This is a genomic window from Aeromonas sp. SG16 (genome assembly GCF_024436135.1).
Lineage (GTDB): Bacteria > Pseudomonadota > Gammaproteobacteria > Enterobacterales > Aeromonadaceae > Aeromonas > Aeromonas jandaei.
The window spans coordinates 56283-75178 of the sequence record NZ_JANFNW010000002.1; the positions used below are offsets into that span (position 1 = coordinate 56283).

General features: G+C 56.9%; 19 protein-coding genes and 2 tRNA genes. 16 read left to right on the plus strand and 5 right to left on the minus strand.

Features of this window, described 5'->3' with window-relative positions:
• The first annotated feature begins 62 nt into the window (after positions 1 to 62).
• The 3 genes from NOM67_RS07370 (at position 63) to NOM67_RS07380 (ending at position 3639) form a co-directional block, all read left to right on the plus strand.
• Positions 63 to 1619, plus strand: coding sequence for an ABC transporter substrate-binding protein (locus NOM67_RS07370; RefSeq protein ID WP_042032165.1), 1557 nt, complete (start codon positions 63 to 65; stop codon positions 1617 to 1619).
• A 99-nt stretch (positions 1620 to 1718) separates the two neighbouring features.
• Complete coding sequence (locus tag NOM67_RS07375; RefSeq protein WP_041207966.1) at positions 1719 to 2693, plus strand: ABC transporter permease; 975 nt, start codon at positions 1719 to 1721, stop codon at positions 2691 to 2693.
• Between the two features lie 4 nt (positions 2694 to 2697).
• Positions 2698 to 3639, plus strand: a complete 942-nt coding sequence (locus NOM67_RS07380; protein WP_041207967.1) for an ABC transporter permease — start codon at positions 2698 to 2700, stop codon at positions 3637 to 3639.
• Between the two features lie 73 nt (positions 3640 to 3712).
• On the opposite strand, the gene dxs is transcribed toward NOM67_RS07380, so the two are convergent.
• From dxs to xseB, 3 genes are read right to left on the minus strand one after another with little or no spacing between them, the layout of a single operon-like run.
• The gene (dxs, locus tag NOM67_RS07385; RefSeq protein WP_255935454.1) at positions 3713 to 5581 is read right to left on the minus strand and encodes a 1-deoxy-D-xylulose-5-phosphate synthase; all 1869 of its coding nucleotides are present in this window, start codon (positions 5579 to 5581) and stop codon (positions 3713 to 3715) included.
• A gap of 21 nt (positions 5582 to 5602) precedes the next feature.
• Complete coding sequence (ispA, locus tag NOM67_RS07390) at positions 5603 to 6493, minus strand: (2E,6E)-farnesyl diphosphate synthase (RefSeq protein ID WP_033114147.1); 891 nt, start codon at positions 6491 to 6493, stop codon at positions 5603 to 5605.
• Positions 6494 to 6745 carry an exodeoxyribonuclease VII small subunit gene (xseB, locus tag NOM67_RS07395; RefSeq protein WP_041207970.1) on the minus strand — a complete coding sequence of 84 codons (252 nt, stop codon included), beginning with the start codon at positions 6743 to 6745 and terminating at the stop codon, positions 6494 to 6496. It abuts the gene before it with no gap.
• 209 nt (positions 6746 to 6954) lie between these two features.
• On the opposite strand from xseB, the gene pomA reads away from it, so the two are divergent.
• From pomA to greA, 3 genes are all read left to right on the plus strand, one after another.
• Positions 6955 to 7713 carry a flagellar motor protein PomA gene (gene pomA / locus NOM67_RS07400; RefSeq protein WP_208736885.1) on the plus strand — a complete coding sequence of 253 codons (759 nt, stop codon included), beginning with the start codon at positions 6955 to 6957 and terminating at the stop codon, positions 7711 to 7713.
• An 8-nt stretch (positions 7714 to 7721) separates the two neighbouring features.
• A complete protein-coding gene (locus NOM67_RS07405) occupies positions 7722 to 8615 on the plus strand; it encodes a flagellar motor protein MotB (RefSeq protein ID WP_104015572.1) in 894 nt (297 codons plus the stop codon).
• A gap of 146 nt (positions 8616 to 8761) precedes the next feature.
• On the plus strand, positions 8762 to 9238 hold the full coding sequence (gene greA, locus NOM67_RS07410) for a transcription elongation factor GreA (RefSeq protein ID WP_041207974.1): 477 nt from the start codon (positions 8762 to 8764) through the stop codon (positions 9236 to 9238).
• A gap of 50 nt (positions 9239 to 9288) precedes the next feature.
• Here greA and NOM67_RS07415 read toward each other — a convergent pair whose 3' ends face one another.
• A complete protein-coding gene (locus NOM67_RS07415; RefSeq protein ID WP_104015571.1) occupies positions 9289 to 9873 on the minus strand; it encodes a PilZ domain-containing protein in 585 nt (194 codons plus the stop codon).
• Positions 9874 to 9976: 103 nt separating this feature from the next.
• A complete protein-coding gene (yhbY, locus tag NOM67_RS07420) occupies positions 9977 to 10273 on the minus strand; it encodes a ribosome assembly RNA-binding protein YhbY (protein WP_033114153.1) in 297 nt (98 codons plus the stop codon).
• A gap of 97 nt (positions 10274 to 10370) precedes the next feature.
• Between yhbY and rlmE the strand changes: the two genes are divergently transcribed.
• From rlmE to nusA, 10 genes are all read left to right on the plus strand, one after another.
• Complete coding sequence (gene rlmE, locus NOM67_RS07425; RefSeq protein ID WP_255935466.1) at positions 10371 to 11000, plus strand: 23S rRNA (uridine(2552)-2'-O)-methyltransferase RlmE; 630 nt, start codon at positions 10371 to 10373, stop codon at positions 10998 to 11000.
• 45 nt (positions 11001 to 11045) lie between these two features.
• Positions 11046 to 12998 carry an ATP-dependent zinc metalloprotease FtsH gene (gene ftsH / locus NOM67_RS07430; protein WP_041207977.1) on the plus strand — a complete coding sequence of 651 codons (1953 nt, stop codon included), beginning with the start codon at positions 11046 to 11048 and terminating at the stop codon, positions 12996 to 12998.
• A gap of 60 nt (positions 12999 to 13058) precedes the next feature.
• Entirely contained in the window at positions 13059 to 13904 is an 846-nt protein-coding gene (gene folP, locus NOM67_RS07435) for a dihydropteroate synthase (RefSeq protein WP_255935469.1), read from the plus strand.
• Positions 13905 to 13920: 16 nt separating this feature from the next.
• On the plus strand, positions 13921 to 15255 hold the full coding sequence (glmM, locus tag NOM67_RS07440; protein WP_033114157.1) for a phosphoglucosamine mutase: 1335 nt from the start codon (positions 13921 to 13923) through the stop codon (positions 15253 to 15255).
• Between the two features lie 131 nt (positions 15256 to 15386).
• Positions 15387 to 16151, plus strand: a complete 765-nt coding sequence (tpiA, locus tag NOM67_RS07445) for a triose-phosphate isomerase (RefSeq protein ID WP_156852436.1) — start codon at positions 15387 to 15389, stop codon at positions 16149 to 16151.
• On the plus strand, positions 16152 to 16478 hold the full coding sequence (gene secG / locus NOM67_RS07450) for a preprotein translocase subunit SecG (RefSeq protein WP_005343541.1): 327 nt from the start codon (positions 16152 to 16154) through the stop codon (positions 16476 to 16478). It begins immediately after the preceding gene.
• Between the two features lie 7 nt (positions 16479 to 16485).
• Positions 16486 to 16570: transfer RNA gene (locus NOM67_RS07455), tRNA-Leu, on the plus strand.
• Positions 16571 to 16661: 91 nt separating this feature from the next.
• A tRNA-Met gene (locus tag NOM67_RS07460) sits at positions 16662 to 16738 on the plus strand.
• Positions 16739 to 16904: 166 nt separating this feature from the next.
• Positions 16905 to 17363 (plus strand): ribosome maturation factor RimP, encoded by a 459-nt coding sequence (gene rimP / locus NOM67_RS07465; protein ID WP_005343544.1) that lies wholly within the window; start codon positions 16905 to 16907, stop codon positions 17361 to 17363.
• Positions 17364 to 17377: 14 nt separating this feature from the next.
• Positions 17378 to 18877 (plus strand): transcription termination factor NusA, encoded by a 1500-nt coding sequence (gene nusA / locus NOM67_RS07470; RefSeq protein WP_041207982.1) that lies wholly within the window; start codon positions 17378 to 17380, stop codon positions 18875 to 18877.
• Positions 18878 to 18896 lie beyond the last annotated feature (19 nt).

An 18896-nucleotide genomic window follows, 5' to 3' on the forward strand; every position in this document is an offset into this window, starting at 1 on the left:
CGCCGGATGGTCGCTCAAACCCGTTGTTCGTTAATAAAAAAGCCAAAAGCATGGAGAAAAAGATGAAGAAAGGATTTTCCAAGATTGCCCTGGCGCTGTTTGCCGCCGGTTTCGCCTTCAGCGTCTCTGCCGCTGATATCAAGGTAGGTGTCGCCTCCGATGCCACCTCGCTGGATCCGCAGGAGCAGCTCTCCGGTCAGACCCTGGAGATGTCGCACCTGGTATTCGATCCCCTGATGCGTTACACCCAGGATCTGAAATTCGAGCCGCGTCTGGCCGAGAAGTATGAGCGTGTTGACGACAAGACCGTCCGCTTCCACCTGCGCAAAGGCGTCAAGTTCCACTCCGGTAACGACTTTACCGCCGATGACGTGGTATGGACCGTCAACCGTCTGAAGTCCTCTGTCGACTTCAAGGCGATCTTCGACCCTATCGTCGAAGTGAAGAAGGTAGATGATTACACCGTCGATCTGATCACCGCGAAGCCGTTCCCGCTGATCCTGCAGACCGTCACCTACATCTTCCCGATGGACTCCAAGTTCTATACCGGCAAGACCGAAGCGGGCAAAGACAAGGCCGAGATCGTCAAGAACGGTGACTCCTATGCATCTACCCATGTCTCCGGTACTGGCCCGTTCACCGTCAAGTTCCGCGAGCAGGGCGTGAAGCTCGATTATGCCCGCAACCCCAACTACTGGGACAAGGCCTCCAAGGGTAACGTCGAGAACCTGACCGTGGTGCCGATCAAGGAAGACGCGACCCGCGTAGCCGCGCTGCTGGGTGGTGACGTGGACGTGATCTACCCGGTTGCGCCGAACGATCTGGAGCGGGTGAAAAATGGTAAGGACTCCCAGCTGGTCACCCTGTCCGGTACCCGCGCCATCATCATCGAGCTGAACCAGAACACCAACCCGGCACTGAAAGACAAGCGTGTGCGCCAGGCGATCAACTACGCCATCAACCAGGTGGGTATCGTCGAGAAGATCAACAAGGGCTTCGGTACCCCTGCCGGCCAGCTGAGCCCGAAAGGCTATGCCGGTCACAACGAAGCGCTGGTGCCCCAGTATGATCTGGCCAAAGCCAAGCAGCTGATGAAAGAAGCCGGTCAGGAGAAGGGCTTCAAGATGACCTTCATCGCCCCGGCAGCCCGTTACGTCAACGACGTCAAGATTGCCCAGGCTGTCTCCGCCATGCTGGCCAAGATCAACATCAAGGTGGATCTGAAGACCATGCCGGTGGCCCAGTACTGGCCGGAGTTTGACAAGTGCGCTGCCGACATGCAGATGATCGGCTGGCACTCCGACACTGAAGATACCGCGAACTTCTTCGAGTTCCTGACCTTCACCAAGGATGCCAAGACCGGTATGGGTCAGTACAACTGCGCCGGCTATGCCAATGCAGAGGCTGACAAGCTGGTCGAGCAGGCCAACGCCGAGACCGACCCGGCCAAGCGTGCCGAGATGCTGAAGAAGGTGGAAGCCATGGTGATCGAGGATGCAGCTTATGTGCCGCTGCACTGGGAAGATCTGGCCTATGGCGCCAAGAAGAACGTCGACATCAAGCCGGTGGTCAACGTGATGAACTTCCCTTACTTCGGCGATCTGGTGGTCGGCAAGTAAGCGAACGTCACAAGGAAGGACGGGGCGGAGTGGTCAGCTGGCCACTCCGCCTGCTAACAGAAGCCTGTGCCACGACACAGGCCACGTAGAAGGACAAGCATGTTTACATTCCTGCTGAAACGGTTCTATCAGGCCGTGATAGTGATGTTCGTCATCAGCCTGGTCGCCTTCTCCATCCAGGACAACCTGGGGGATCCGTTGCGCGAGCTGGTGGGACAATCCGTCTCCGAAGCCCAGCGTCACGAATTGCGCGAGAAGATGGGCCTCAACGATCCCTTCCTCGTCAAATACAGCCGCTTTTTGAAAAATGCGGTGCACGGGGATCTGGGTACTTCCTATTTCTTCAAGCGACCGGCTCTTGAGGTGATCCTCGACAAGCTGGTAGCTACCCTTGAGCTGGTCTTTGCCGCCGCACTGATCATCGTCGTGGTCTCCATTCCACTCGGTGTCTATTCGGCGATCCGGCCGCGCAGCATTCCCACCAAGATCATCATGGCGGGGAGCAGTATCGGCATTTCGATCCCGGTGTTCCTGACCGCCATCATGCTGATGTATCTCTTCTCCATCCAGCTGGGCTGGCTGCCGGCCTATGGTCGCGGCGAGACCCGTAACCTGCTGGGTTGGGAGTCGGGCTTCTTCACTTGGGACGGTATCAAACACCTGATCCTGCCGGCGGTGTCGCTCTCTTCCATCATGCTGCCGCTGTTTATCCGGCTGGTGCGCTCCGAAATGCTGGAGCAGCTCTCCTCCGAGTACGTCAAGTTCGCCCGTGCCAAGGGGTTGGACAACAACAAGGTCTACTATCAGCACGCCCTGAAGAACACCATGCTGCCGGTCATTACCGTCGGTGGGGTGCAGATCGGCACCATGGTGGCCTACACCATCCTGACCGAGAGCGTATTCCAGTGGCCGGGGACCGGCTTCCTGTTCCTCGAGGCGATCCACCGGGTCGATACCCCGCTGATCACCGCCTACGTCATCTTCGTGGGCTTGATCTTCGTGGTGACCAATACTCTGGTCGACCTGCTCTACGGGTTGATCAACCCGACCGTTAACCTGACTGCCAAGGGGTAAGCACATGACTAATGCTGTAACTGCAAGCCCAAGCCGTTGGGCACGTTTCAAGAACTCCGACATCGTCTACTACTTCCTGCGGGACAAGGTAGCCATGTTCAGCTTTGCGGTGTTCGTGGTGTTCGTGGTGGCTGCCTTGCTGGCCCCCTGGATCGCCCCGCACAACGTCTATGACCAGACCAGCTTCGACCTGATGGATGCCGAACTGCCTCCTTCATGGCTGGATGGCGGCGAGGAGCGCTTCTGGCTCGGCACCGACAACCAGGGGCGGGATATCTGGAGCACCATCCTCTATGGTGCCCGTATCTCCCTCACCATTGGTCTGTTTGCGGTGGGGCTGCAGCTGGTGCTGGGTATCGTCATCGGTTTGATCGCCGGCTACTTTGGCGGTCGCATCGATAACCTCTTGATGCGCTTTGCCGACGTGCAGCTGTCGTTCTCCACCATGATGGTGGCGATCATTATCTCCGCCATCTTTCAGGCGACCTTTGGCTCCGAGTTCTACTCGCGCTTTGCCATCGTGATGCTGGTGGTGATCATCGGGATCGCCGAGTGGCCGCAGTACGCCCGTACCGTGCGCGCCTCTGTGTTGGCGGAGAAGAAGAAGGAGTATGTGGAAGCGGCCAAGGTGATGGGGTTCCGCGCCCCGCGCATCATGTTCCGCCACATTCTGCCCAACTGCCTGTCGCCCATTTTGGTTATCTCCACCGTGCAGGTGGCCAACGCCATCATGAGTGAGGCGGCGCTCTCCTTCCTCGGTCTGGGGATGCCGGTTGATCAACCCTCGCTCGGTTCGCTTATCAGCGTCGGTTTCAACTACATCTTCTCCGGCTCCTGGTGGATCACCGCCTTCCCGGGCATCTGTCTGGTGGTGCTGGTGCTGGTCATCAACCTGCTGGGTGACTGGCTGCGGGATGTGTTTAACCCCAAGATCTATAAAGGGTAATCCGGGTTAGAAACGCAAAAATAAGAAGGGCGCCAATGAGGCGCCCTTCTTTTATTGATAGCTTTAAGCGTTATCAGGCTTGCAGCCAGCTTTCGATACTGCGCTGGATGCCTGCATCGTCCAGACCGAGCAGGGCATAGATCTCCTGCTGGGTACCCTGTTCCACGAAGCGATCCGGCAGGCCGAGGTTGAGCACCGGCTTGCACTGTTTATTGCGCATCAGCAGCTCGTTCACCGCTGAACCGGCGCCGCCCATGATGGCATTGTCTTCGATGGTGACAAACTGATCGTGGCTAGCCGCCAGCGACAGCACCAGCGCCTCATCCATCGGCTTGACGAAGCGCATGTCCACCAGGGTGGCATCGAGCGCTTCGGCCGCCGCTTTGGCGTGTTGCAGCAGAGTGCCAAACGCCAGAATAGCGGTACCTTTGCCCTCTCGGATGATGCGTCCCTTGCCAAGCGCCAGCGCCTGCATCTCCTGCGAGATGGGGGCATCGCTCAGGCTGCTGCCACGTGGGTAGCGCACTGCGGCTGGCCCCTGATGGCAATAGCCGGTATAGAGCATCTGACGGCATTCGTTCTCGTCGGAGGGGGTCATGATCACCATGTTGGGCACGGTGCGCAGGAAGCTGATGTCGAATGCGCCCTGATGGGTTGGGCCGTCAGCGCCCACCAGACCGGCCCGGTCGATGGCTAACAGCACCGGCAGCTCTTGCAGCGCCACGTCGTGGATCACCTGATCGTAGGCGCGCTGCAGGAAGCTCGAATAGATGGCGACCACCGGCTTCTTGTCGGCGATGGCAAGACCGGCAGCGAACGTGACAGCATGTTGCTCGGCAATAGCCACATCGAAGTAGCGATCCGGATACTGCTGGCTGAATTTCACCAACCCGGAGCCTTCGCGCATGGCAGGGGTGATGCCGACCAGCTTCTCGTCTTTGGCGGCCATGTCGCACAGCCACTGGCCGAAGATGGCCGAAAAGGTAGGTTTGGCACCGCTCGCCTTGGGCAGGGCGCACTCGTCCGGATTGAACTTGGGCACGGCGTGATAACCGATAGGGTCTTTTTCGGCTGGCTCGTAGCCCTTGCCCTTCTTGGTCTTGACGTGCAGCAGCTGCGGGCCCTTGAGATTGCGCATATTGCGCAGGGTCTCGACCAGAGCCTCGATATCGTGACCGTCGATGGGGCCGATGTAGTTGAAGCCGAACTCCTCGAACAGGGTGCCGGGCACCACCATCCCCTTGAGGTGCTCTTCGGCCCGCTTGGCCAGCTCCTTGACTGGCGGCAGACCGGCCAGCACCTTCTTGCCGCCTTCGCGGATAGTGGTGTAGAGCTTGCCGGACATGACCCGGGCCAGATGGTTGTTGAGCGCGCCGACATTCTCGGAGATGGACATCTCGTTGTCGTTGAGGATCACCAGCATGTCTTTATGGACGTCGCCGGCGTGGTTGAGCGCTTCAAAAGCCATCCCCGCCGTGATGGCGCCATCACCGATCACCGCAACGACCTTGCGGCCCAGCCCTTCACTCTCGGCGGCAACCGCCATACCGAGAGCGGCTCCGATGGAGGTGCTGGAGTGGCCGACGGATAGCACGTCATACTCGCTCTCGCCACGCCAGGGGAAGGGGTGCAGACCATCCTTCTGACGGATGGTGTGGATCTGGTCACGGCGTCCGGTCAGGATCTTGTGGGGATAGGCCTGATGGCCCACATCCCAGATCAACCGATCGAACGGGGTGTTGTAGACGTAGTGCAGGGCCACGGTCAGTTCGACCGTGCCGAGACCGGAGGCAAAGTGTCCGCTGGAGCGGCTGACGGAGCGCAGCAGATATTCGCGCAGCTCGTTGCACAGCACCGGTAGCCGCTCTTTGGGCAGGGAACGCAGCTCTATCGGGGTGTCCGCGAGGGCCAGATTGGGGAAATTGCTAATATCAACGCTCATTTTTTAACTGTTATCCAGCGTTTAGTGGGTTCGCTCGATGATGTAATCGGCGAACGCTTCCAGAATGTCGGTATTGTAGGGCAAGGATTGCAGGGCTGTTAAGGCTTTACCGTGCAGTTCGCGAGCCAGCTCACGGGCGTTTTCGAGTCCAAGCAGGGCCGGATAGGTACTCTTCTCCAGCGCCAGATCGGAGCCTTGCGGTTTGCCCAGGGTGGCGGTGTCACCTGTGATGTCGAGGATGTCATCCTGCACCTGGAAGGCGAGGCCGATGGCGGAGGCATAGGTTTGCAGTGCCGTCAGGGTCGCTTCATCCACATTCTCCTTGCACAGGGCGCCAAGAGTGACGGCGCACTCGATGAGTGCCCCCGTCTTGTGGCGGTGTACCTGCTCCAGCTCGGCGAGCGTGATCCGGCGTCCTTCCGCTTGCAGATCCAGCGCCTGACCGCCGCACATACCGAGATAGCCGGAGGCGCGGGCGAGGGTGCTCAGCATCCGCACTCGGTTGGCCAGCAGTGTCTCTGGCATGGGGTGATCGGCCAGAATGGAGAATGCCAGCGTCTGCAGCGCATCACCCGCCAGAATCGCGGTACCTTCATCAAAGGCCTTGTGGACGGTCGGCTGGCCGCGACGCAAATCGTCGTCATCCATGGCGGGCAGATCGTCGTGCAGCAGCGAGTAGGCGTGGATGCACTCCACCGCAGCGGCAGGGCCATCGAGCAGTTCGCTCTTTACCCCCAGCATCTCGCCGACGGCGTAGACCAGAAAAGGACGAACCCGCTTGCCGCCCAGCAGCAAGCCATATTTCATGGCATCGCGCAGGCGCGGCGCCATGGCGGGCAAGGATTCAAGTTGTGCTGACAGACAGTCGTCAATACGCTGACGATGCAGACGGGAAAAATGGTCCAGCGCCACTCACTCTTCTCCTTGTTCTGGCTGGAAGGGGGCAAGCTGGTCACTGCCATCGGCTTTGCTCAGCAGGATCTGGATCTTCTGTTCTGCCTGTTCCAGCTTCTGCTGGCCGGCACGCACCAGATGGACCCCTTGCTCGAACTGCTTGAGCGCCTCTTCCAGCGGGAGGGAACCTTGCTCCAGCTGATGAACGATGGTTTCCAGCTCTTCCAGAGTGGCATCAAAACTCAGACGGTCGATTTTTTTACTGGCCATGTCCATCCTCGGGGATTGAAAAAAACGGCTTATATTAACATCGACCGCCCAGCGGGGGGAGGCTGAAAACGCCAGAGCCGCAAACTCTCGACAAATCGGTCGATAATGAGCTCTCTCCCCCTTCGGATGGAAACTTGCCGCCGGGGCCGCAATAGCAGAAAATTCAACGGCGTATAATAGTGCATCAGCACAGATGACAGGAGTAGGACGTGGATCTAGGTAGTCTGATAGGCATAGTGCTGGGCTTCGGGGTGGTGATATACGGCATGCTGCTTGGTGGCCCCGTCACCATGTATGTGGACATGCCCTCCGTCTATATCACCATTCTGGGCTCCATCTTTATCGCCATGATGAAGTTCAACCTTGGCCAGTTCCTGATGGCGTTCAAGGTGGCCGGCAAAGCTTTTATGTACAAGGGCGACAAGCTGGAAGATCTCATTACCAAGGCGGTTGAACTGGCCGATGCATCCCGCAAGGGGGGCTTTCTGGCGCTGGAAGCGGCGGAAATCCCCAATCCCTTCATGAAAAAAGGGATCGATATGCTGGTGGATGGTCACGATGCCGATGTGGTGCGTGGCGTGCTGGAGAAGGATATCGAGCTGACCTCCGAGCGTCATGTCATCGCCATCAAGGTGTTCCGCACTCTGGGGGATCTCGGCCCGGCCATGGGGATGATAGGTACGCTGGTGGGGCTGGTGGCAATGCTGGCAAACATGAGCGATCCCAAGTCTATCGGCCCGGCCATGGCGGTGGCATTGCTCACGACCTTATATGGCGCTATCGAGGCCAACATGATCGCGATCCCGATTGCCGACAAGCTGGAGCTGCGCAGTGGCGAGGAGCGGCTCTGCCGCACGCTGATCCTCGATGCCATTATGGGGATTCAGGATGGTCAGAATCCGCGGGTGATCCAGGCCATGTTGCAGAACTATTTGCATCAATCCAAACGCAATAACGGCGCGGAGTAGGGGGCGTTATGTCCAAATGCAAATGTCCGCCACCGGGGTTGCCCGGTTATATGGGGACTTTCGCCGATCTGATGTCGCTATTGATGTGCTTCTTCGTGCTGCTGCTCTCGTTTGCCGAGATGGATGTACAGAAGTTCAAGCAGATTGCCGGTTCCATGGAGAAGGCATTCGGCGTGCAGAATATTCTGGAAGTGAAGGATATTCCCAAGGGAACCTCGGTGATTGCCCAGGAGTTTCGACCGGGCCGGCCGGAGCCGACCCCCATAGATACCATCATGCAGCAGACCATCGACATGACCCAGACCGAGCTGGAGTTTCTGCCCGGCGAGTCGGATCAGGCTGGCGGGCAGGACAAAACCGATGGCAAGCAGACCGGTGGTGATACGGCTCAGGATGCGCACCAGGCGCAGCAACAATCCAATGAGCTGGCTAAAGCGCTCGCCGAACAGATGAAGTCCCAGATCCAGGATGGGGCGATTGAGATCGAGGCGCTGGGTCAGCAGATCATCATCAGGATCCGGGAGAAGGCGTCATTTCCTGCCGGATCGGCTTTTCTGCAGCCTCAGTTCTGGCCGGTTATCCGTAAAGTTGCCGAGTTGCTCAAGGATGTGCCGGGGGAGATCACCATCTCTGGCCACACCGATAACGTGGCAACCCATGACGAGCTGTTCCAGTCAAACTGGGAGCTTTCAACCCAGCGTGCGGTAGCGGTCGCTCACCAGATGATCAAGGTGCCCGGTTTTGATCAGGGGCGGCTGGTGGTGCAGGGGATGGCAGATTCCCAGCCGCTGCTGCCCAACAATACCCCGGAGAACCGGCGGGCGAACCGGCGCGTGGAGATCTCCATCATGCAGGGCAAGCCCACTGTCTCGACTCCCATCTCGGTGCCGAAAGCAGAGTGATGATGAGTAGCAAAGCGAGATCTGCATCAGGGAGCTGACATGGATTTTGTGCCGGCTTCATATTAAGATGCCTCATCCGAACCGACTGCTGCGGCTTTCTTGCTGATCGCCGCAGCTTCTATTTTCAAGCAACCCAGGTTTCGACTATGAACCATACTCCGATGACTGTTCGCGGTGCTGAGAAGCTGCGCGAAGAGCTCGAATATCTCAAGACCGAGCTGCGTCCCCAGATTATCGAAGCGATTGCCGATGCCCGTGAGCACGGTGATCTGAAGGAAAACGCCGAATACCATGCTGCCCGCGAGCAGCAGGGGTTCTGTGAAGGCCGCATTCAGGAGATTGAAGCCAAGCTCTCCAATGCCCAGGTGATCGATGTCACCAAGATGACCAACAATGGCCGCATCATTTTTGGCGCGACCGTGACCCTGCTCAAGAGCGAGACAGAGGAAGAGGTTGTCTACCGCATCGTGGGTGATGATGAGGCCGACATCAAACAGAACCTTATCTCCGTCAATTCACCGATTGCCCGCGCCCTGATCGGCAAGGAAGTAGACGATGTGGCCATCGTCAAGACTCCGGCTGGTGACGTGGAGTACGAAGTGCTGGAAGTCGCTTATCTCTAAGCGCTGCAGTATTTGATTGGACAGGGGAGCTGGTGCTCCCCTGTTTCTCTTTACCCGGCCTGATAGGCCTCGGTAAAGGCATCCTGATGACGTTGAAACAACCAGTGGCGCAGGCGCTCTATGTCGCTTTCGCTCATCTGGAAGCTGAGTGCCCAGGTGGCGCTGGCCGGGTTGGATTTGATTAACCTGACCAATCGTCCCTGCAGTGGCAGAGGTTCCTCCTCATCGAGACAGAGTTCGCCGTTGAGCTGTGTATCCGCCACCATGCCGAGAGGCATGTTCTCGACGATGAGCCCGTTGAGGGAGAGGCTGAGCACCTGATAGTGCCCTTGCTCGGTACGCAAGCGCGCTTTCTGGCTGAGTCGCCAGGCGCGAGGACGGGCAAACCCCAGCTCCCTGATCACCGGAGCAGATAGACATGGCTCGATAAAGCCATCTTCTCTTTGGGTAAAGGTGAGGGGAAAGCGTAGCTGGTGTCCTGCGAAGCGGGCTTCGAGTACGAGGTTGTCGGCTTTTTGCAGCAAGCCAAGCATGGGGCCGTCGAGGTGACCACTCAGGAGATGACTCTCCTGATTGCTCCCCAAGTCCCGCAGCATGGCCAGCTCATCGTCGGTTAGAATTTGATGGTGAGCCATAGCGCGTGTCCGGAAGTATTCATCGCAGGTTAAGGGGTTGGCGACTACTTTGGCAAGCGACTCGGGAAGAAGTGGAAGAAGGAAAGAGCAGCGCTCTTTCCTTTTATTTGCGGGGCAGCTGGATCTTGGGTTCGTTGGCCTGACGATAAATGGTCAGCACATGGCCCATGCTCTGTACTTTGACTGAACCGGTTTCACGGACGATGGCATCCATAACCAGTTGTTTCATCTCACGATCTTCAGACGCAACCTTAACCTTGATCAGCTCGTGATGGTTCAGTGCCAGATCGATCTCGGCCAGTACGCCTTCGGTCAGACCATGCTGACCCAGCAGGACGACAGGTTTGAGGCTGTGGGCAAGGCCCTTGAGGTACTGTTTCTGTTTGTTGTTGAGAATCATCGCAATTTCTTCATAAGTCAGGGTTGAAAGGGGCGTATTCTACCCCCACTTAGCCCTTAATACTAATAACCCTTGTGGTTTTTTAAAGTCGATTATCATGACCCAGAAAAAACATTCCCCCAGTTCAACCCGCTGGTTAAAAGAGCATTTTGACGATCAATACGTCAAAAAAGCCCAGAAGTTGGGACTGAGATCCCGTGCCGTGTTCAAGATCGACGAGATCCAGGGCAAGGACAAACTGCTCAAGCCGGGCATGACGGTGGTGGATCTGGGGGCGGCCCCCGGTGGCTGGTCCCAGTTCGCCATCGATCAGGTCGGTGACAAGGGGCGGGTGATCGCCTGCGATATTCTGCCGATGGATTCCATCGCCGGTGTCGATTTCCTTCAGGGCGACTTTCGGGAGGAAGCTGTACTGGGCGCGCTGCTAGAACGGGTTGGCCCGGACAAGGTGGATGTCGTCATGTCCGACATGGCGCCGAACATGAGCGGTACCCAGCAGGTGGATCAGGCCCGTTCCATGTATCTGGTCGAACTGGCGCTGGACATGTGCAATCAGGTATTGCGCGGTGACGGCAGTTTCGTGGTGAAAGTGTTTCAGGGAGAGGGGTTTGATGCCTATCTCAATGAAATTCGTCAACTTTTTACCTCTGTCAAGATTCGTAAACCAGACTCGTCCCGCGCTCGTTCACGGGAAGTCTACATTGTGGCTACCGGTTTTAAACTGTAGTACCCTAACCTTCATCGTTAACTGTCAGTCTGCGAGGTTACTGATTTGAGTGACATGGCGAAAAATTTAATCCTGTGGCTGGTCATCGCCGTCGTGTTGATGTCGGTATTCAATAGCTTCAGCCCCAGCGATACCTCAAGTCGCCAGCTGGACTATTCCAGCTTCGTTAAAGAGGTGACCCAAGAGCAGATCCGTGAAGTGCGGATGGACGGTAAGGTCATTAATGGCGTCAAGCGTACTGGTGAGCGTTTCACCACCATCATTCCGGCGCCGGATCCCCAGCTGCTCAACGACATGCTCAATCACAACGTCAAGGTGATGGGCGAGAAGCCGGAAGAGCCGTCTTTGCTGACCTCTATCTTCATCTCCTGGTTCCCGATGCTGCTGCTGATCGGTGTCTGGGTCTTCTTCATGCGTCAGATGCAGGGCGGCGGTGGCAAAGGTGCCATGTCGTTTGGCAAGAGCAAGGCTCGCCTGATGAGTGAAGATCAGATCAAGACTACCTTTGCCGATGTTGCAGGTTGCGATGAAGCCAAGGAAGAGGTGAAGGAGCTGGTCGACTATCTGCGCGACCCGAGCAAATTCCAGAAACTGGGTGGCAAGATCCCGACCGGCGTACTGCTGGTAGGCCCTCCCGGTACCGGTAAAACCCTGCTGGCCAAGGCCATTGCGGGTGAGGCCAAGGTGCCTTTCTTCACCATCTCGGGTTCCGATTTCGTGGAGATGTTCGTCGGTGTCGGTGCCTCCCGGGTACGCGACATGTTCGAGCAGGCCAAGAAATCCTCCCCCTGCATCATCTTCATCGATGAGATCGACGCAGTCGGTCGCCAGCGTGGCGCCGGTCTGGGCGGTGGTCACGATGAGCGTGAGCAGACTCTGAACCAGATGCTGGTCGAGATGGATGGCTTTGAGGGCAATGAAGGCATCATCGTCATTGCTGCCACCAACCGTCCTGACGTACTGGATCCGGCACTGCTGCGTCCGGGCCGTTTCGACCGTCAGGTTGTAGTTGGTCTGCCGGATGTTCGTGGCCGTGAACAGATCCTGAAAGTGCACATGCGCAAGGTTCCGTTGGCTGATGATGTCAACCCGGCACTGATTGCCCGTGGTACTCCCGGCTTCTCCGGTGCTGACTTGGCCAACCTGGTCAATGAAGCTGCGCTCTTCTCCGCTCGCGAGAGCCGCCGTGTGGTCTCCATGGCTGAGTTCGAGAAGGCGAAGGACAAGATCATGATGGGCGCAGAACGCCGCTCCATGGTGATGAAAGAGTCCGAGAAGGAGATGACGGCCTATCACGAAGCGGGTCACGCCATTATCGGTCGCGTGGTGCCGGATCATGACCCTGTCTACAAGGTTTCCATCATTCCGCGCGGTCGTGCGCTGGGTGTGACCATGTACCTGCCTGAGCAGGATCGCTGGAGCCACTCCAAGCAGCATCTGGAGTCTATGATCTCCAGTCTGTATGGCGGTCGTCTGGCGGAAGAGCTGATCTACGGAGCCGAGAAGGTATCTACCGGCGCGTCCAACGACATCGAGCGTGCTACCGACATCGCACGCAAGATGGTGACCCAGTGGGGTATGTCCGAGCGTCTTGGCCCGATGCTTTACGCGGAAGAAGATGGCGAGGTGTTCCTCGGTCGCAGCATGGCCAAGGCCAAGCACATGTCCGATGACACAGCCCGCATCATCGATGCCGAGGTGAAGCAGGTCATTGATCGCAATTACGACCGCGCCAAGCAGATCCTGCTGGATAACATGGATGTACTGCACAGCATGAAAGATGCGCTGATGAAGTACGAAACCATCGATGCCAAGCAGATCGATGATCTGATGGCCCGTCGCGAGGTTCGTGCCCCGAGCAACTGGCACGACGAGCACGGAGATACGCCACAAGGCGGATCAACTGTTGCTGCCGAGCCCAAGCCGGCAGCTGCGGACGAGAGTGCGCCGGTTGCGGATGCCAATATCGACAAGGCCAATGACATCCCGGCTAAATAAATCCTGTTGTTGAAAACCCCGGGCTTGCCCGGGGTTTTTATTTTGCGAATGGAAGTGAAGATGCAGCTGATTAGCAAGGGGCTGAGCCTCTCCCTCGAACGTCCCCAGGTGATGGGGATCCTCAATGTGACTCCCGACTCCTTCTCCGATGGTGGCCATTTCAACCAGATTGAACGGGCTGTGGCCCATGCCCGTCAAATGGTGGCGGATGGGGCGACCCTTATCGATATCGGTGGCGAGTCGACCCGTCCGGGAGCGCCGGATGTGAGTGAGCAGGAGGAGCTGGACAGGGTTATCCCGGTTGTTGAACGACTGGTGAGCGAATGTGATGTGATGCTCTCGCTTGACACCTCCAAGGCGGTAGTAATGAGAGAAGGCTGCAAGGCTGGGGCTCATTTGATTAATGATGTGAGGGCGCTGCTGGAGCCGGGAGCGCTCGATGCTGCCGCTGAAGCGCGCGTTCCGGTTTGCTTGATGCACATGCAGGGGCAGCCGAGAACCATGCAGGTCGAGCCGTACTATGACGATCTGGTGGGGGAGGTGAAAGCCTTCTTTGACGAACGGATTGCAGCCTGCTTGGCCGCCGGGATAGCCCGTGAGCAGCTGTTGCTGGATCCGGGCTACGGTTTTGGCAAGACGCTGGTACACAACTATCAGCTGCTGGCCGCCCAGCGAGAGTTGCTTGACTACGGTCTTCCGCTCTTGGTGGGAATGTCGCGAAAGTCTATGATAGGCAACCTGCTGAACCGCCCTGTGGGTGAACGTCTGGCTGGCAGTCTGGCTTGTGCCCTTATCGGCATGCAGCACGGAGCCAGGATCATCAGGGTTCACGATGTGCGGGAGACCATGGATGCGTTGCGGGTTGGCTGGCAGGCCATGACGGGACAAGATTTTATTTCCAGATAATAAAAGAGAACAGACAATGGCAAGAAAGTATTTCGGCACAGATGGTGTGCGCGGCAAAGTCGGCGAATATCCCATTACTCCTGATTTTGTAATGAAGCTGGGCTGGGCCGCGGGCAAGGTGCTCTCCAAGAAGGGCACCAAGAAGGTGCTGATTGGCAAAGATACCCGAATCTCTGGCTATATGTTGGAATCAGCGCTGGAAGCGGGTCTATCTGCCGCCGGTCTCAAAGCCATACTGATGGGCCCCATGCCCACTCCGGCCGTTGCCTACCTGACCCGCACCTTCCGTGCCGAGGCCGGCATCGTTATCAGCGCCTCGCACAACCCCTTCTATGACAACGGCATCAAGTTCTTCTCCGCAGACGGCACCAAGCTGCCTGACGAAGTCGAGATGGCAATCGAAGCTGAACTCGATCATGAACTCAAGTGTGTCGAATCCGCCGAGCTCGGCAAAGCGCTGCGTATCGATGATGCTGCTGGCCGCTATATCGAGTTCTGCAAGAGCACTTTCCCTTCCAATATGAATCTGGACGGGTTGAAGATGGTGGTCGATTGTGGTCATGGGGCAACCTACCATATCGCGCCTTCTGTGTTCCGCGAATTGGGGGCCGAAGTGATCACCATGGGCTGCTCTCCGGATGGTCTCAATATCAACGATGGTGTTGGCTCGACTGCCCCCGAGGCTCTGGTTGCCAAGGTGCTGGAGTGCAAGGCGGATCTCGGCGTGGCATTCGATGGTGACGGTGATCGCCTAATCATGGTGGATCACACCGGCTACCTGATCGACGGTGACGAGATCCTCTATATCATCGCACGGGACGCCTTGCGCAACGGTCGTCTCAAGGGCGGTGTCGTCGGTACCCTGATGGCCAACATGGGTCTGGAACTGGCGTTGCAAACACTGGGTATCCCGTTTGCCCGCGCCAAGGTGGGCGACCGCTACGTGCTGGAAATGATGGAAGAGAAGGGCTGGCGTATCGGTGGCGAGAACTCCGGTCACATCATCTGTCTTGATCAGACCACCACGGGTGATGGCATCGTGGCCGCCCTGCAGGTGCTCACTGCCATGCGCAGTGCCGAGATGCCGTTGGCCAAGTTGCGCTCCGGCATGAGCAAGTTCCCGCAAGTACTGGTGAATGTCCGCTTTGCCGAAGGCAAGGATCCGCTGGCTGCAGAAGCAGTCAAGCAGGAGGTCGCCAAGGTGGAACAGGAGCTGGGCGGTCGTGGCCGAGTGCTGTTGCGTAAATCAGGTACCGAACCGCTAATCCGGGTCATGGTGGAAGGGGAGCACGAGCAACAGGTGCGTGATATGGCTCAGCGCATTGCCGATCAGGTCGAATCGGCGTTTTAATGAGCGCTCAGGGCGGCTTTTTAGCCGCCCTGGTTGTATCTTGTTCAATCGATTCAAAAAAATGAAAATAGCACTTGTCAGCTGACAATCCTCTGGATATTATCAGCCCCGCTTTCGCAAGGGAGTTGCCGATGGGACATCGCAAGCCGTTTGTAGCAGCCAACTGGAAGTTGCACGGTAGTAGGTCGCAGTTAGAGCAGTTTACGAGTCAGTGCCTGAAAGGTGTTGATGGTGATGTAGATGTTGTTCTCTGTCCATCCCATGTGCATCTCGACTTTACCGCTTCAATGCTCAATGAGCAGAAGGTGATAAGGTTGGGGGCTCAGAATGTGAGCCAGCACGCGACGGGCGCTTACACGGGTGAAGTTTCGTGTGAGATGCTGGTCGAGGCAGGGTGTCGATACGTATTGGTAGGGCACTCCGAGCGCAGGCGTCTCTTTGGTGAGACCAGCTTTATCGTCGCAGAGAAGTTTGCGGCTGCCAGAGCGGCAGGTCTGATTCCCATCCTCTGTTTGGGTGAGTCAGGTGCAGCAAGGCAAGCGAGAAGAACCTTCGAGGTCATCGCAGAAGAGCTGGACATCGTCATAGAGAAAAATGGCGCGATGGCTTTCGATAATGCTATCATCGCCTACGAGCCGATTTGGGCTGTAGGTACAGGTAAATGCGCCACACCCGAGCAGGCACAAGAGGTTCATTCCTTTATTCGTGGTCGCTTGGCGGAGGATACTCCGGTAATAGGTGAGAAGATCAGAATCATCTATGGTGGGAGCGTGACGCCGACCAATGCGAGAGATTTGTTTGCCCAACCCGACGTAGATGGCGGATTGATTGGCAGAGCGAGTCTAGATAGCGATGCGTTTTTAGGAATTGTTGAAGCGGCAAAGGGTGCAAGTTAAATGTACGAGATTCTTTTGGTCGTTTATCTGCTGGTTTCACTGGCTCTCATTGGTCTGGTGATGATTCAGCAAGGTAAAGGGGCTGATATGGGCGCCTCCTTTGGCGCAGGGGCATCGAACACAGTATTCGGCTCCAGTGGTTCAGGTAGCTTCCTGACCCGAACAACAGCAATTTTGGCTACTCTGTTTTTCGTAATAAGCCTGGTGCTTGGATCTATGTCCAGCAACAAGGTCAAACAGGGCAGTGAATGGGAAAATCTGCAACAAACCCAACAGGTTGAGCAGACCAAAGCGCCAGTGAAGAAAGATACTGACGTTCCCGAGTAAGAGTTTTGCCGTGGTGGTGGAATTGGTAGACACGCTATCTTGAGGGGGTAGTGCTCTAGGGTGTGCGGGTTCGAGTCCCGCCCACGGCACCAATTAAGCAGTGACCCGGGTAACCGGGATGTTATAGCCAAGTCAGTCTTGTATAGAAAGAATGAAGTGGCTATAATCTCGCACGATTTCGGACGCGGGGTGGAGCAGCATGGTAGCTCGTCGGGCTCATAACCCGAAGGTCGTCGGTTCAAATCCGGCCCCCGCAACCAAATTTCACGCATTTCCTACGCTCAGGAAGGCGGTCGCTGCGAGGCGACAATCAGGGTAAAGCGCCAAGCCCCGATTTGACATCGGGGCTTTTTGTTATGTGCGATTTATTCTGAATCGATCTCTATCTGGGCTTTATGCCCTTTTTTTGTTTTTCGGAGGGTGACTTTGGCTACGTTGGAACAACGTTTGACCGATCTGCTCGAGGCTCCGGTCGTTGCCTTGGGTTTTGAACTTTGGGGTATTGAGTTTATCCGCGCGGGTAAACACTCCACCTTGCGCGTCTATATCGACGGCGAGCAGGGCGTGACCGTTGAGAACTGTGCTGAGGTCAGCCATCAGGTTGGCGCCATTATGGACGTAGAAGATCCTATCACCGAGGAGTATTACCTCGAGGTATCTTCCCCGGGTCTGGATCGCCCCCTGTTCAAGGTTGCCCAGTTCGAAAAATACGTTGGCCAAGAGGCGGCGGTAACGCTTCGGATGGCAACAAACAACCGCCGCAAGTTCAAAGGCGTAATCAAAGCCGTACAGGGCGACATGATCACTCTGACGGTAGATGGTAAGGACGAAGTGTTGGCTTTCACCAATATCCAAAAAGCGAACATTGTGCCGAACTTTGGTTAACGAGGCTATCGGATATGAATAAAGAGATTTTGCTGGTCGTTGACGCAGTATCCAACGAGAAAGCTGTACCCCGCGAGAAGATCTTCCAGGCTCTGGAGACTGCGCTGGCGACTGCGACCAAGAAGAAATATGAAGGCGAGATTGAAGTGCGCGTTGAAATCGATCGCAAGACCGGTGACTACGACACCTATCGCCGTTGGGTGGTGATTGCGGATCAAGCCGCAATGGAGAACCCTTACGCCGAGATCACTCTGGAAGCAGCCCAAATCGAGCAGCCGGAGATCCAGATCGGTGAGTACGTTGAAGACCAGATCGATTCTGTCACCTTCGACCGTATTACTACCCAAACTGCCAAGCAGGTTATCGTGCAGAAAGTGCGCGAAGCCGAGCGTTCACAAGTCGTTGACCAGTTCAAGGACAAAGAAGGCACCATCATCAGCGGTGTGGTCAAGAAGAGCAACCGCGACAACGTGATCCTGGATCTGGGCAGCAATGCCGAGGCCGTGATCTTCCGCGACGACATGCTGCCGCGTGAAACCTTCCGTCCGGGTGACCGCGTGCGCGGCCTGCTGTATGCAGTACGTCCGGAAGCGCGTGGTTCCCAGCTGTTCGTCAGCCGCTCCAGCCCTGACTTCCTGAAAGAGCTGTTCCGCATCGAAGTACCGGAAATCGGTGAAGAGATGATCGAAATCATGGGCGCTGCCCGTGATCCGGGTTCCCGCGCCAAGATTGCGGTGAAGACCAACGATCGTCGTATCGACCCGATCGGTGCCTGTATCGGTATGCGTGGCGCCCGTGTGCAAGCTGTCTCCGCCGAGTTGAGCGGTGAGCGCGCTGACATCGTGCTGTACGATGACAACCCCGCCCAGTACGTGATCAATGCCATGGCGCCTGCCGATGTGGCCTCCATCATCGTTGATGAAGACAACCACACCATGGATATCGCCGTGGAAGCCGCCAACCTGGCTCAGGCCATCGGTCGCAACGGTCAGAACGTGCGTCTGGCCTCCCAGCTGACCGGTTGGGAGCTGAACGTGATGACCGTCGAGGACATGCGTGCCAAGCACCAGGCTGAAAACGACCGCATCATGAACCTGTTCACCAGCACTCTGGACATCGACGACGATTTCGCCGGCCTGCTGATGGAAGAGGGCTTCTCCACTCTGGAAGAGATCGCCTTCGTACCGGTTAACGAGCTGCTGGCTATCGACGGTCTGGATGAAGACATGGTCGAAGAGCTGCGCAAGCGTGCCAAAGATGCCCTGACCACCAAGGCACTGGCCAAAGAGGAGTCCTTCGATGGCGTCGAGCCGTCTGAAGACCTGCTCAATCTGAACGGTCTGAGTCGCGAACTGGCTTACGCGATGGCCGGTCGTGGTGTTGGTACCCTGGAAGATTTGGCTGAGCAAGGTATTGATGACCTTGCTGGTATTGAAGGGCTGACTGCCGAGAAGGCTGGTGAGCTCATTATGGCTGCTCGCAATATCTGTTGGTTCGGAGAAGAGCAGTCTTAAGTAAGATCAAACGGAGGAA